Genomic DNA, 15,106 nt, shown 5'->3' with positions numbered 1-15,106 from the left:
AACCCTGTCTTAAGTAATTTTAAGGATTGTTATTGCTATAACGTTAATAATTTTTAAAAGCTTAATTTGCCGGTTTTTTGACGGGATTAACTAAAGGCTTGCGTAAGATGATTTTTATAAAGCGTGAAATAATTCACCTGGAAATTCAATTTGCAAGCAGCCCTTTTCATTGTATCCGGCATCTACTGTTAGCTAAAATGAATAAATCATTCAGATAACTTCTGGGTGATATTTTAAATTTTCGATTGCTTAATTTATGAAGAGAACTCCTACGTTGAACTTACAAAAAATTCTACCGGCACTTAAACATGTATTGATCTTAATAAGTACAGTTTTCTGTACGATAAATGTGATGTCGCAGACAGTGCCTTGTAATCAAAGAGCAATAGCAAATGCTTCTTTTGCTTATACCGGCGGAGGTGCCGAACCTGCTCGTTGGGATGTTAACCAGGCTAGTTCTACCGGTTTTTCTATCGATCAAACTGCTTATACCTATACATCTACCGGAAACTTTTCCAGCCAAAATATAGATTGGGCAAACCCAAATAGTAATTTAAATAACAGCAGGCAATACGCTATTGTAAGAAACCCTAAAGATCTTAACCCTCAATATGCCAATATACCTACTGACGGTATGATGGTGATAAACCCAAGGCAAGGGCAGGACGATCAATTTGCACAATTTCAAATTGGGAATTTACAACCGCTTCAAACGTATTATGTAGAAATAAAAGTATACAATGTTATATCTGCGCCTTCAACAGGGCCTGGTGGCTGTAACCAATGGTGTAACTGGAACAATGAATTAAAGATCAAATGGGAAGGTAATGCCAATAATGCGCACGACGGTCAAAGTAATACCAACTGGACAGGTTCAAATGGAGACAATGTTGCAAGTGGTGGTTGGGATGCCTGGGGAAATCAAAACTCTCACATAATGAGGGTTACACCGGCAGGGTCTTATGCTATCTTAACAGGACAGATGACCTTGGGTGATAAAACCAATGGATTCACCTTTACATTTTACAAGCAAGATGGTTCATCCACTATGCCTGTTGTTTTAGGGATAGATTATATTAAAGTATATGGCTGCCAACAGGAAGCTATTAATGTTTCCGGTGGTACAACGAATGTTTGTGAAGCAACAGAAATAACTTTAACAGCGCAGGGAATAGGTTCCGAAGGTTCTGTTTACAGCTGGTATAAGAATGGAACATTAATTCCCGGAAGAACCTCCGATACATTAAATGTTGTGAGCGCTATTGGTCCTGGTACACAAGATAACTATAGAGCAAAAGGAGAGTGGGATACTGCAAGTGTTACATTGACATCAAAAATATGTTGCAGTAGTGTGGGCGGTACAAGCGATGAAGTATATAGACAAAGCTTTAATGCACTTACATATGTTTGTCCAACGGGTGGAACACCTGATGGTTCAAGGCATGGAGGATATGCAGATATTCCTGATAAAGGAACAAAGAATTTTATTGACGCTGCTTATACCTATGCTGGAAGTACCTGTAATTCTTTAAACGATGGACAGTATGCAGTAGTGCAAAGTTCTTTTGCAGGGAATTATTGGCAGAACCGTCCCGAAGTGAAAGACCATACCGGTGGAAGTGGTAGCGGTGCTTTGTTCATCAATGCTACAGGTAATGTAAATTCAGTTTTTTATAAATCAAACTTTGATAATTTATGTCAGAATACCCGGTATGAATTTACCGTATGGTATGCGTCTTTGGCTACGGGTTCCGAAACAAAGCCAAGTATGGAGTTTGCAATATATAATGGAGCAACAAAAGTGGATGCTGTACAAACGGGCGTAATACCTGCTAACGAACAATGGTACGAAGCATCTGTAACATTTGTAACACCATCAACCGGAAGTCCGACTTATACTTTACAGGTAACCAACCTGGTGGGTAGCGCTTCTGCAGGGAATGACCTGATGATCGATGATATTGTGGTGAAAAAATGTACGCCATCCATTAACCTCTATCATAGTGGAACAAAAGATACTGCACTTTCAACTTGTAGCAATACGCCTGTACCGTTAAAGGTTACTACTTTTTATGACCTGCCGTTAGCCATTACCGGTAGCTCTTCGGGTGTTGTTTACTACCAGTGGATGAGTGCTTCTTCACCTAATGGTCCATGGACGAATATCGGTAACCCCGAAAGGACAGGTGTTTATTCTGCTACGCCAACTACCACAACTACTTATTACAGGGCAAAAGTTTCCAGTGATAGTGTTAGAGCTGCCAATGGTCAACCTCCATTAGCTTCTGAATGTGGTAACGATGGCATGACTTACTCTTTTAAGCTTGTTAAAGGACAAGGAAATTTAAACCCTGCAGCTACTGGTGGAGGGGCTTTTTGCCCGGGAGGCTCTATACTTCTTTTTGGAAACCCTGATACAGGCGATGAATGGAAATGGATGAAAGGGTCCACATTTAGTACAGCCACAGTTATTCCTGGACGTGATTATAGTGATAGCAATCAAAATAAAGGGTATTCAAAAATATTTGTTCCCGGCGATGAAGGTAATTATTATTTTGTAGCGAAAAATGCGGATGGATGCGAAGCTTATGCTTCTGTAACTGTAATTGCATATCCGGTTCCTAATATTAGTGGACCAACAACAGTTTGTCAAGGAGGCAGCATTCAATTGACAGAAACCACCGGAGCTATTCCTGCTACTGTAAACCCATGGACATCATCGCCTGTTTTAACTGCATCAGTCGATAACACAGGGAAAGTAACTTCGCAGCTTTTAATAGGAGATGCTCTAATAACATTTAGAAATAGTAATGGTTGCCAGGATACTCTTACTATATGGGTTAATGCTATACCTACTATATCCGGCACTACAACAGTAACAGCGGGCAGCACGTCTCAGTTAACAGGAGATGGCACTCCCGCAGCATCTGCTCCCTGGACATCTTCCAATACAGGAGTTGCAACAATAGATAATACAGGTAAGGTATCCGCAATTGCAGCAGGTACTACTACTATAACTTATACGAATAGCAACGGCTGTCAAAAAACGGTAACCGTAACCGTTACTACCTTACCTACTATTACGGGTAATTTAAGTGTTTGTTTAAATAAAACCACGCAGTTAACAGGTTCTCCAACAGCCGCCGCCTCTAATGCATGGGTATCTTCCAATACTTCAGTAGCTACTATAAGTAACTCAGGTCTTGTAACGGCTGTAAGCGTTGGTACCAGTAAAATAATTTATACCAATAGCAATGCAGATACAGTAAGTGCCGTTGTAACAGTGAATGATCTGCCAACCATCACCGGCACTTTAGCTGTAAGCACCGGCAGTACATCACAGTTAACAGGTTCTCCAACAGCGGCAGCCTCTAATGCATGGGTATCTTCCAATACTTCTGTAGCCACTGTAAGTAATACAGGATTGGTTTCAGGTTTGGTAGATGGTACAACTACTATTACCTATACTAACAGCAACGGATGTACGACAACTGCTGTCGTATCTGTATCTTCTAGTCCGATCATATCCGGTAAGCTAACGGTTTGCGTGAACGGTACCACAAAGCTGTCGGCAACTACAAGTCCGGCTACACCAACGGCATGGTCATCTTCTGACCTTACTGTTGCAACCATAGATAATACAGGATTAGTAAGTGGTAAAAAAGCAGGAACTACCACTATTACTTATCTGGATGCTGCAGGTAATGATACTACAGCAACAGTAACAGTAAATGACCTGCCTGTAATTAGTGGCTCTCAAAATGTATGCGCACAAACCAGTACAACATATACAGCTTCCGGTACGCCGGCAGCAACAAATCCATGGTCAACTTCTGATGCTTCTATTGCTTCTATTAATCAAACGAACGGAAAGATATTAGCATTAAAAGGAGGGGCAGTTACTATTACTTATACTGATATCAATGGTTGCAGCGCCGGTTTACCTGTAACCGTAAATGCATTGCCGTTGATCACGGGGAATGCTGAGCTTTGTCAAAATAGTACTACGCAATTAGCAAGTACAGCTACTGCTGCTGCATCTAATGCATGGGTATCTTCTAATGGTGGTGTTGCCAGTGTTAGTAATGCCGGATTAGTAACAGCTATTTCTACCGGAACAACTATAATTACTTATACAGATAATAATACCTGTACAGATACTATGCAGGTTACAGTGGATGCAATTCCTTCAGCACCTACCGGTACTCCCACACAGCCTAGCTGTACTACAGCAACGGGATCGATTACCGTTACTTCACCTGCAAGTGGAGTAACCTACAGTTTTGATAATGGTAATTCCTACCAGGCATCAGCTACTGTTGGTAATCTATTGCCGAATACCTATCAATTGGTAGTAAAGAGCATAGCAGGAGGTTGTATATCCTCATCACAATCAGTTACGATCAATCAGCCACCTGTGATACCGCAGGCACCTGCTGCCAATATCACTCAAACAAGCTGTACATCAGCTACGGGTACTATTGCAGCAAGCAGTACCACACCTAATGTTGAATACAGCTTTGATAACGGAGCGACCTTCCAACCCGGAGGCACCAGCAGTGCTTTGGTAGCCGGCACTTACCAGGTATTGGTGAAAGAAATAAGCGGAGGTTGTGTTTCAACAGCAACCACAGCTATTATCAATACCCAGCCAACAGCTCCTGCCGATCCTCAATTGAATATAGTGCAGCCTACCTGTACCAATACCAATGGATTTATAACGGTTGTAAATGCACAAAACAATGCTACGTATAGCTTTGATAACGGAGTAACCTACCAGACCTCAGCTACGAGCGGCGCCTTATCACAGGGTAATTACCAGGTGATCGGCAAAAGCAATGCAGGGGGATGTTTATCGAATGCCGCTCCTGCCCCTATCAATGCCCCGCCGGCTATACCGCCTGCACCAACGGTAGGAAACAATGGTATCGTAAAATATTGCCAGCAGGATCTGGCACAGCCTTTAACAGCCAATGGTACTAATTTAACGTGGTACAATTCTTTTGGAGCTTCGATAGGAACGACTGCACCAACACCATTGACAGACCAGGGAGGCAGTACAACTTATTACGTGACTTCTTCCAACGGTATCTGTGAAAGTCCGAGAACGGGGATAACGGTAACGGTTAGTGCAGTATCTGCTTATGCGGGAGGTCCGGTAGTGGCAGTGGAAGAAGGTAAGTCAGCGAGATTGAATGGTCAGGCAAGTGGTACAGGAACGCTTACGATCAGCTGGTCTCCTGCAACATATTTGAACAGAACAGACATCGATACACCAACAGTAACACCGTTAAAGGATAAGCTGTATACGATGAAGGTAACCACGGCTGATGGTTGTTCAGACACGAGCAGCGTACAGGTGCTGATCTTAAAGATACCGGTGATACCGAATGCATTTTCACCGAATGGAGATGGGATCAATGATAAATGGGTGATCACGAACCTGGAAGGATACGAAGGATCAACCGTAAGTATCTTCAACCGTTACGGTCAGTTGTTGTATGAAGTGGCAGGTTTATCCTACAGCAATAATGCATGGGATGGAACTGTTCATGGAAACCCTGTACCGGTGGGCACTTACTATTATATAATTAAGCTGGTGGATGGCAAAAAACCAATCAGTGGTTCTATATCTGTTATCAGGTAAACAACGAATAAGTTTATATAAAATAAAAGCGCTTCTTAAAAAAGAGGCGCTTTTATTTTATGGATCAATTGTAAACTATAAAGATCAATTTACTACTACTCGTTTGCTTTCTTTTAATCCATCCAGCGAAAAATTAATAGTATAAATTCCCGGACTGAAATCGCAAACATGAATATGACCACTGTTTAAACCCGGCATAGCGCTCATATTCGTGGAGAGAACCCGTCGTCCTTCTGCATCAAAAACCTGCACTTTCATTGCTCCTGTTTTTTCTGAATTAAAATATACCATTAGCTGACCGGGTTTGGTAATTGGGTTCGGACTGATCTGTGTAATTAGTTTAGGTAAAGCAGCTGCATTTCTGAACACTTCTATATTGCTCAGCTTTTGATTACCGTCTTTATCAACAATTGCCAGTTCATAGTAAACAAATTTGTCGTTATTGCTGATGTCGTTATCAGTATAATTGTATTGTTGCAGGGCTGAAGAATTTCCTGTAGCAGGGATCTTTGCGATCTCTGTAAAGTGAATGTCATCTGTACTTTTTTTTACAGAAAAATAATCTGTGTTTACTTCTGTTTGAGTACTCCAGGTAAGCAAGGCCGTTTTTGAAGAACTGATATTTACTAAAAATTTATTAAGAATAACAGGAGTTACGCCTGAGGCAGTGAATTCTCCTTTCATTCCACTGTAAGTAGCAGCATCGCCATGAATTTCACAAACATATTCATACGTGCCTGCTGTGGTTACTGTATAGCTGTAGGTAGTTTGGGTGCCTGCGTCTCCACTATACAATGCTGCAGCGCCTGAAGGTAACCCGTTTGGAACACCGTTAGTAGTAGCATTATGAAAAGTGCCCGGTGCAAAATTAAATCGTACAACGTCTCCTACACTTACATTAACATTAGCAGGACTAAACTGGTAGTTCGTAACACTTATATTAATGATAGTAGCTTTAACAGCGCTTGAAAAAGAAATCAGTAAAAGGAAGGTGTAAATTTTTTTCATAACAATTTTGTTTATAGAAAACACAATCGAATAACTTCATCCGAATGGTTGCCCTGTTATGAAAAATTAATTTTTAAGAGGAAATATCGAGTTCTTCATTTGTAGATGCTATGGCAGGCTTATTTAACATTAAGCCAAACATCATTACCAGGGCAGTTAAAATGATTATCTGTATCAATAACGAATTATTGATCAGGGGAATGGTCTGAGACGGTTCGATAGAAAGAAACAGCAGGATGGTGATCAAGCCTCTTGGAGCGATAGCCAATAACGGGTTCAATGGAATTTTAAACAGCTTGAATGTGATGGCTCTTATAATAAAGATCGCTGCTACAATGCTAACGGACCAAATCAATGAATCAGTATTTAGTAATTCGGATGTATTAATTAAATAGCCGAATAATAAAAAGAATAATGCCCTGATCAGGAACGTAGCTTCTACCACCAATTCTTTAAACTTATGTACTTCTTTATCTAATTCATCGGGCTTTAATTTTTCGATCCATTTGAAACGTTTTAATTCATCGAGGTTGCCTAAAAACAATCCGAATAATAAAATAAATATCAATCCGGGTAAATGATAAATTTTTGAAACATCATATATCAAAATGACCAATAAAATAATGGGCGCAAATTTTATATGATGGTTGATCTTGTTCAACAACAATGAAAGGGCTGCGGTAGCTACAAAAGAAATAATAATAATGATGACCAACTCCAATAAAAAATGCCCGAATGAATCAAACCCAATGGTACTGTTCAATGCAAAAAAATTAAAAAATAAAACACCGATGATATCAGACAAGCTGCTCTCATAAATAACAAATTCTTTGTTATGAGTGCTTAGTGATCTTGCGCTTGAAATAGCAACGGAGCTGCTGATAACACAAAGTGGAATAACATTGGTAAGTGCATCTTTCAAAGAAACATTTTCATACTTATGTAAAAAATAAGCAACGGCAAAAGCTAATAGCACCATTGGTAATAGGGCTACAACAAAAGACTTTGCGATCATTGGTGTTTTTGATTTATTCAATTCCAGTTCCAATGAACCTTCTAATACAATTAATATAAGTCCTATAGTACCAAGTATTGGTAACAGTGGTGTAAGGTTAGGTATATGAATGTCTAATAGATCCGCTGCCTGCTTTACGATCCAGCCAAGCAGTAATAATAATATTACAGACGGGATTTTTGTTTTAGACGAAGTAAGATCGAAAACGTATGCAATTAAAAGTAAAGAACAAATAGTTATAATGATGGCGGTTGTCATAAATGATTGAAGTAGTATTAAAGATACAAAACCTATGCGCTATGGAGTTGATGTAAATAGCTATAGACAAAATGGGAAGCGTAAAATGCATTTCGGGTTGATAAAAGCTGAATAGAATAATATTGTTGAAAGGCTGCCGGATGGAAGCGACACCTTAGCGCAGCGGAAGTATAGCGTACAGCCGGAACTGGTGCTGATTTTTTATAATGACGATAGCCCCAAAAAATAATTATAGGAACACATATATCCGTGTTTGTGTGTACTGTGCGATTCTGGTTAAAACCGTTTTATTCAGTATTTTTATGGTTTAACACCAACTAACTGATCAACGGTTTAAATTTTTTGCATGATTTTAGGGTTATTGGACGATGCAGGTTTTCAGCAATACCTTACGGAAGGATACAATTATGAGGGTTTATCAGGCAATGATGAGATCCTGAGCCGGCATTGGCATACATTCTTTCAATCGTTTAATAAATTAGGATACAAAGAAGTAAACAGTCGCAACGATGCTTTGTTACGGTTGCTGAAAGAGAACGGCGTTACTTATAATATATATGGTGATCCGAAAGGATTGAATCGTCCGTGGGAGTTGGACCTGTTGCCTTATATCATCAGCGAAAAAGAATGGCATTTGATGGAAACGGGCTTAACACAACGTGCCGAATTATTCAATTTAATTTTAAAGGATATTTATGGAGAGCAGCAACTGATAAAAAACGGCTTGCTGCCAATGGAATTAGTATACCGTCACCCGGGATTTTTACGTGAATGTGTAGGAATAAATTTGCCGCATAAAAGCAATCTTGTTTTATATGCAGCCGACATGGCTAAAAGCAACGATGGAAAGATCTGGATAGTAACAGACAGAACACAGGCTCCATCCGGCTCCGGCTATGCATGGGAAAACCGTGCAGCCATGATACGCATATTGCCGGAACTCTTCAACGGATTAACCGTGCGTCATCAGCAACCTTATTTTACTGCTTTAAGCAATGCGTTAAGCAATATGGCTCCGCATAATAATCATCACCCACGCATTGTAATATTAACACCGGGACCTAATAACGAAACTTATTTTGAGCATTCGTATATGGCATCCCTGTTGGGTTATACATTGGTGCAAGGCAATGATCTATTGGTAAAGGACAATTATGTTTGGCTAAAAACACTGGAAGGGTTGGAAAAAGTAGATGTGATCATGCGCAGGGTGGATGATATTTTTTGCGATCCCCTGGAATTAAAAAATGACTCACAGTTAGGGGTACCCGGTTTATTGCAGGCAGTACGCAGCGGCAATGTAAGCATTGCAAACCCTTTAGGGAGCAGTGTTTTGGAAAACCCGGGCTTTATGCCTTTCTTGGAAAATATTTGCCGTTATTATTTTGATACAGACCTGGTGATGCACAACATTGCTTCGTGGTGGTGTGGTCAGCCGAAAGAATTGAAGTATGTGCTGGATAATCTTTCTTCATTGGTAGTAAAAAGAATATATAGAGAAACGGGTGCGCCAACATCAACAGATGGATCGGAACTTTCATCCAAAGAGCTGGAAGCGCTGGCGTTGAGAATAAAAGCTGATCCGCAATTATATGTAGGGCAGGAGAAAGTAGGCATTACGCCGGTACCTTCTTTAGTTGACGGAAAAATTTTGAGCCGCAATACACTGTTCAGGAGCTTTATGGTGAATAACAGTAACGAATACACGCTTCTCGCCGGCGGCTTAAGTCGTACTTCTGCAGAAGAAGGAAATTTTGTTATTTCTAACCAGTTGGGGGGCTTAAGTAAAGATACATGGGTAATAGGAACTGAACCGGAACGCACCATTGTAGGTTCAGTAAGCGAACCATCCATCGAAGACCTGGAATATGCTACGCCGGTATTGCCAAGCCACACTGCCGAAAATCTTTACTGGGTGGGCAGGTATACAGAACGGGTGTTAGGGAATGCCCGCTTTTTCAGAACGGTTGTACAATATATTACCGAGGGCAATCGCCTGCAGGCAAAGAATAATATAGAAACAGAGCGTCGCTTATTGAAAGCTTTGACGCAATATACCTATACGCATCCCGGCTTTGCAAAAAGCATACGCTTAATGGAAAAGCCCCTTCCTGAATTAAAAGATGTTTTATTAAATGAAAACAGGGCAGGTAGTTTAAAATATAATTACCAGTTTTTTAAAAATACTGTCTATGCCGTAAGGGAGCATTGGTCAACAGATGCCTGGCGCCTGTTACGGGGCATGGAAGAGTTATGGCAAAATATTCCTGATACAGAAAATGTGAATTTAGGAATGATAGACCCATTGAACCAATTGATCACTTCCATGATGGCATTTATGGGATTGAATAGGGAAAGCATTTCGAGAGAGCAAGGCTGGTTAATATTAGATGCGGGTCGTAAGATAGAGTACAGTCTTTTACTGATAAATATGATCATGTCGATGCTGGTCACACGGTATAAGGATGAGATAGAATATAATCTGCAGGAAGCATTTTTAGTGAGTAATGAAAGTTTGGTGAGTTACCGTTATAAATACAAAGCGCATATTCAATTGCCATTGGTGTTAGAGCTGATGTTGTTTGATGCGAACAATCCCCGTTCATTGGCTTACCAGTTGGAGCGTTTGCATGTAAGCATTTATTCGTTGCCTGATAAAGTAGAAGAAGGAGACCTTGCAGAGCATAAAAAATTATTGCTTGAATTACAGGAGTTAATGGAAATGGCACACAAGGCTCAATTGACATCTATTGAAGCAAACAAAAAGAAATACAAACGCCTGGAAGCATTTTTGACAGAAGCAGGTGATCTGTTGCAAACTATTAATAACGCTATTTCAAAAAGATATTTTAAGCATCAGCAAAAGCAGCAACAATTGTTTTTGGCAGAATAAAGGAAGTGAAATGAATTATATAGTTACACATACTACCACCTATCAATATGACGAATCTGTAGGCTTGTGCTATAATATTGTACGCTTGCTGCCACGTAATACTGCTACACAACTTTGTGCCAGAGCCAATATAGATATTCAACCTAAGCCGGATGTTTACAACGAGTATGAAGATTTTTTTGGCAATAAGCTGGTTTACTTTGCCATTCAGCAGGAACATAAGATACTAACGGTAACGGTTAGATCAGAAATACAAAAATTGAATAATGATGAATATCTTCCTGGCAATATATCATGGGAGGAAGTGAAAGAGCAGCTGCATCAGCATAAGGGCGACTGGCTGGAAGTTAGCCAGTACATTCCTTATACGGCTGTTACAAGGGCCAATGCAGACATATTGGAATATGCTGCACGGTCTTTTACCGTTGGCAGAACAATGTTCGATGCTGTATACGACCTGATGCAACGTATTTTCAATGATTTTATATTTAAGCCCGGATTTACTACCATTGCAACACCGTTATCAGTAGTATTCAAAGAAAGAAAAGGAGTATGCCAGGATTTCGCCCACTTGGCTATTGCCTGCGTGCGTGCAATGGGTTTACCAGCACGCTATATAAGCGGCTACATAGAAACGATCGCTCCTGAAGGCGAAGAAAAATTAATAGGGGTAGATGCTTCTCATGCATGGTTCTCAGTTTTTATTCCCGGCACAGGTTGGGTTGATTTTGATCCTACAAATAACCAGCTCCCATCCATGCAGCATGTAACAGTAGGTTGGGGAAGAGATTATTTTGATATTGCTCCCGTAAAAGGTGTTATTTTCAGCGTAGGCGATCACAACTTATCTGTAGCTGTTGATATGCGCAGAGTTTAGTTTACTAATTCCTGAACGGCTTGTAAATAAAAGAAGTAGCAAGTGCCAACATAGGTTTGTCACCGTTAGTATCTCCATAACAATAAATAGTTGAATAATCCGAAAGCGTATAAGCAGCTTTAATGCGGTTTACTTTTTCTTCCCCATTGCAATTGGCACCAGCCAATTTGCCTGTTATTACATTATTGGAAACAGATAATTTAGTTGCCAGGCAGGATAATCCGTTTGTGGTGCACCATTTGCCGATCCAGTTTTCTGCTGATGCAGAAACTACTACAACTTTATCGTTATTGGCAAGATGTTCTTTTATCTTTTCTATTGCTTTAGGACGAATTAAAGAAGGAAGCCTGTTATCAATAAAACGATGACACATTTCATTAAAATCATTCAGCGGCATGTTGCCGAAAAAATGAGATAACATTTTTTCTTTAGCGGCAGCTTTAGAAATTATTCCCGCTTTCATTAAGATCAATGTAGGTGATAACAATATCATTCCTGATAGATAAGCTGCACTTCCTTTACAATATTGGATCAGTTCCAACATGGTGTCGCTGGTGGTAATGGTTCCATCAAAATCAAAAAAGGCAATAGTTTTTTGCAAGTAGCTTTATTTAAAAATATGGATATCCTTTATGTAAAGTATGATATAAAAGCTAATAATCCAAAGCGCTATGGTTGCCTGGATGAAACGATCCTTATATAAGATCTTTGTGGGTGATTGAGAATCCTGTTGTACAAAGATCAATTGCAGGTAACGAAAAACACCTGCTAATACAAACAGGCACGTATAATATACTCTATAGCTAAGCCGTGCGGTAACTGCAGGCGACATCGTGTACATTAAATAGGAGACAATTATAATAGCACAGATCAATGATAAGGCCACATTAATAAAATCCAAATTATATCCCTTAACAGCTTTACGCATATCGTTGCCCGATTCTAATTTTATCAATACATCGTCCCTGCGCTTAGCAATTGCCATAAACAAGGATAAAAGGAAAACCATGATCGTTAACCATTCACTCAGTTCAATACGTGGAATTACAGCGCCTGCTTTAACACGCAATACAAATCCAATAGCAATAATGATGATATCCAGGATAGGAATATTCTTTAAGCCAAATGAATACCCAAGATTCAGTACAAAATAAATAGCCAATACAAATAAAAATTTATCACGGATCATCCACGCACCTGTAAAGCCGGCTATTAATAATAGGGCAAGGATAATTAATGCAGCTGTTTTAGATACAACGCCCGAAGCCAAAGGTCGTTTGTTTTTTACAGGATGTTTTCTATCATCTTCTATATCCCTGTAATCATTAATAATATAAACGCTGCTGGCAATAAGACTAAAACATACAAAGCCTGCGCAGATATGCAATAATAAATTTTTGTCGAAGATCTTTTCGGCAAAAAAAGCAGGCACAAACAAAAACATATTTTTTGCCCAGTCCTTTGGTCGTATTAATTGTATATATGCTTTCATTGCTTAAAGTTATGAATCATGCGTAAGCTGGGCATCCCTCTTACCTTCTTTATCGATCAGCCACAACAGCATCGGCATAAAAATCAAGATCAACGGTACCATAAATAATCTTGGCTGATACGCCACTACCGATACATAATGTATAAGAAACCATACCGGTACTAAAAACAGGAACCATTTTTTTAACAGGTGAGGAAAGCTTTTGAACTTATATAAAATGATAGGGATAATGCCGAATGTTCCGATCAGCTCAAAATAGGCTTTAACACCCACAGCGCTGAATAAATTTAATTTCAGCATAGGCAATCCCGAAGGCACTTTCCATACCTGTTGCGGACGATAGCCAAAATACCATCTTAAATAAAAGAATATGCTGAAGAAGATCACATACAATGCAGCGGTTTGTAACCACAAGCTTTTCTTTGGCCAACCAATTTTGTTGATATTTAATTTTTTAAAGCTGAATTGAGTAAAATCTGTTTGAGAAATAAAATATAACGCCGGGATCATCATGGAGGTTTCCCTGTTGAATGCTGCAAAAGGAATGATCACAAATAACCACAATGAATTAGCACCATATACGATCATATTGGCAGCGATCAAATAGAAAATGATATCGAGATAAGTGTTGAAGGTCAGGTCTGCAGCGGCTCCTGCATTCCCCAAAGAAATAGCCAAAAAATTCAATGCAAAAAATAGCAGCCATTTATTTTTAATAAAATAGTTCCATAACCGCCAGGTAAGGTAAAAGATAAATACGTGTTCAATAAACCGGAATAATATAAAAAGGATCATGTACTTGATGGCTCCCGGTGTTTGCATCAGCTTTATAAATTCTTCGGTCTCTTCGTTGGTGCCCGATGTGCTCTGAATATTGAAATGTATCTTTTGTTCTACCGGGTATACTTTATCAACAGTATGATTGTACACCCATAACATTCCTTCTATGGTATAAGGGCATAACACCCGGTATTGCCAGGGGTTATAAAATTCAGAACGTTTTTCAATTACTGCACGGTGCCGTTCATAGGTTAATAACCCGTTGCTGTAATAAAAATTATGGTAGATGGGATACATTGACAGCAATGCAAATCCCACGCAGAATAAAAAGGTTTTAAGTTTATTTCTTTTTTGCAACGATGGTATAGTGGGGGTAGACATACATTAAGCGTTTGTTTTGTTCAATTATTTCCAATCCATTATCCTGCAGCAATGTTTTTGCTTTATTAAAGCTTATTTCGTTTCCGATCTCTCCGGCAAAAATAAGGTCGTGAAGCTTATTACAATATACAAACGGGCTGGATGCATCGATATCTTTCAGTACCAGTCTTGCCCCAGGTTTTAAGCTTTTTGCAAGGTTCGCTATAAAAAGTTCCCTGTTCTGTTTAGGTACATGGTGCAGCACATCTATCAGGAAAATAACGTCCATCTCTTTTAATTCTTCAGGAAAACTAATGCCATCATACGTTTTAAAGCCATACGATCCGGCAGGAAGTTCTGAAAAAAGATTATTGGCGTTGTCAATTAAGCGTTGGGTTATTTCAATGCCGAATAAATAGGAGGGGGAGGCGAAGTTTGACAGCAGCAATAAAAACTGTCCTGATCCGCATCCTACATCACCCACTTTTTCGCCCGGTTTTACCATTTGTATCAAGCTGATAAAAGGGCATATAAGCGAACGGTATTTTATCTTAAGCGCATCAATAAAATTGGTTGGCTTATACCTGCGCTTTAAAAAATCGATGATTGCTTTATTGGTTAAGTCTGTCTGCATGCGTTTGTAGTACGAAGATAACGGCATTCAAATAAAAATATTATATATATGCCGAAGATTATTAATAAGGTATCTTTTAAAATCTGTAGAAATTAGCGGGGAAAATTTTCCACAATTTATTATACTAAAAAAACAATATTTA

The 15,106-nt window shown here is 39.3% G+C and carries 9 protein-coding genes; 3 read left to right on the top strand and 6 right to left on the bottom strand.

Annotated elements, in window-relative coordinates:
* Positions 1-256: 256 nt before the first annotated feature.
* On the top strand, positions 257-5,647 hold the full coding sequence (locus K9M53_RS11990; RefSeq protein WP_224015170.1) for an Ig-like domain-containing protein: 5,391 nt from the start codon (positions 257-259) through the stop codon (positions 5,645-5,647).
* A gap of 84 nt (positions 5,648-5,731) precedes the next feature.
* Here K9M53_RS11990 and K9M53_RS11985 read toward each other — a convergent pair whose 3' ends face one another.
* Both K9M53_RS11985 and K9M53_RS11980 read right to left on the bottom strand, forming a co-directional pair.
* A complete protein-coding gene (locus tag K9M53_RS11985) occupies positions 5,732-6,655 on the bottom strand; it encodes a T9SS type A sorting domain-containing protein (RefSeq protein WP_224015168.1) in 924 nt (307 codons plus the stop codon).
* A 73-nt stretch (positions 6,656-6,728) separates the two neighbouring features.
* On the bottom strand, positions 6,729-7,928 hold the full coding sequence (locus K9M53_RS11980; RefSeq protein WP_224015166.1) for a cation:proton antiporter: 1,200 nt from the start codon (positions 7,926-7,928) through the stop codon (positions 6,729-6,731).
* Between the two features lie 346 nt (positions 7,929-8,274).
* Between K9M53_RS11980 and K9M53_RS11975 the strand changes: the two genes are divergently transcribed.
* Both K9M53_RS11975 and K9M53_RS11970 read left to right on the top strand, forming a co-directional pair.
* Complete coding sequence (locus K9M53_RS11975) at positions 8,275-10,821, top strand: circularly permuted type 2 ATP-grasp protein (protein WP_224015163.1); 2,547 nt, start codon at positions 8,275-8,277, stop codon at positions 10,819-10,821.
* A 10-nt stretch (positions 10,822-10,831) separates the two neighbouring features.
* A complete protein-coding gene (locus K9M53_RS11970; protein ID WP_224015161.1) occupies positions 10,832-11,698 on the top strand; it encodes a transglutaminase family protein in 867 nt (288 codons plus the stop codon).
* Between the two features lie 4 nt (positions 11,699-11,702).
* Here the strand turns inward: K9M53_RS11970 and K9M53_RS11965 are convergent, their stop codons facing one another.
* The 4 genes from K9M53_RS11965 to K9M53_RS11950 are packed head-to-tail and all read right to left on the bottom strand — an operon-like array spanning position 11,703 to position 14,964.
* A complete protein-coding gene (locus K9M53_RS11965) occupies positions 11,703-12,299 on the bottom strand; it encodes an HAD family hydrolase (protein ID WP_224015159.1) in 597 nt (198 codons plus the stop codon).
* Between the two features lie 6 nt (positions 12,300-12,305).
* Entirely contained in the window at positions 12,306-13,190 is an 885-nt protein-coding gene (locus K9M53_RS11960) for a decaprenyl-phosphate phosphoribosyltransferase (RefSeq protein WP_224015156.1), read from the bottom strand.
* Positions 13,191-13,199: 9 nt separating this feature from the next.
* The gene (locus K9M53_RS11955) at positions 13,200-14,267 is read right to left on the bottom strand and encodes a hypothetical protein (RefSeq protein WP_224015154.1); all 1,068 of its coding nucleotides are present in this window, start codon (positions 14,265-14,267) and stop codon (positions 13,200-13,202) included.
* Between the two features lie 43 nt (positions 14,268-14,310).
* Complete coding sequence (locus K9M53_RS11950; protein WP_224015152.1) at positions 14,311-14,964, bottom strand: class I SAM-dependent methyltransferase; 654 nt, start codon at positions 14,962-14,964, stop codon at positions 14,311-14,313.
* Positions 14,965-15,106: the final 142 nt, after the last annotated feature.

Origin of the sequence: Ferruginibacter albus, from assembly GCF_020042285.1 — a bacterium.
Taxonomy (GTDB): Bacteria; Bacteroidota; Bacteroidia; order Chitinophagales; family Chitinophagaceae; genus Ferruginibacter; species Ferruginibacter albus.
Note: the sequence above shows the minus strand (reverse complement) of the source record. Positions and strands in the feature narration are given on the sequence as shown.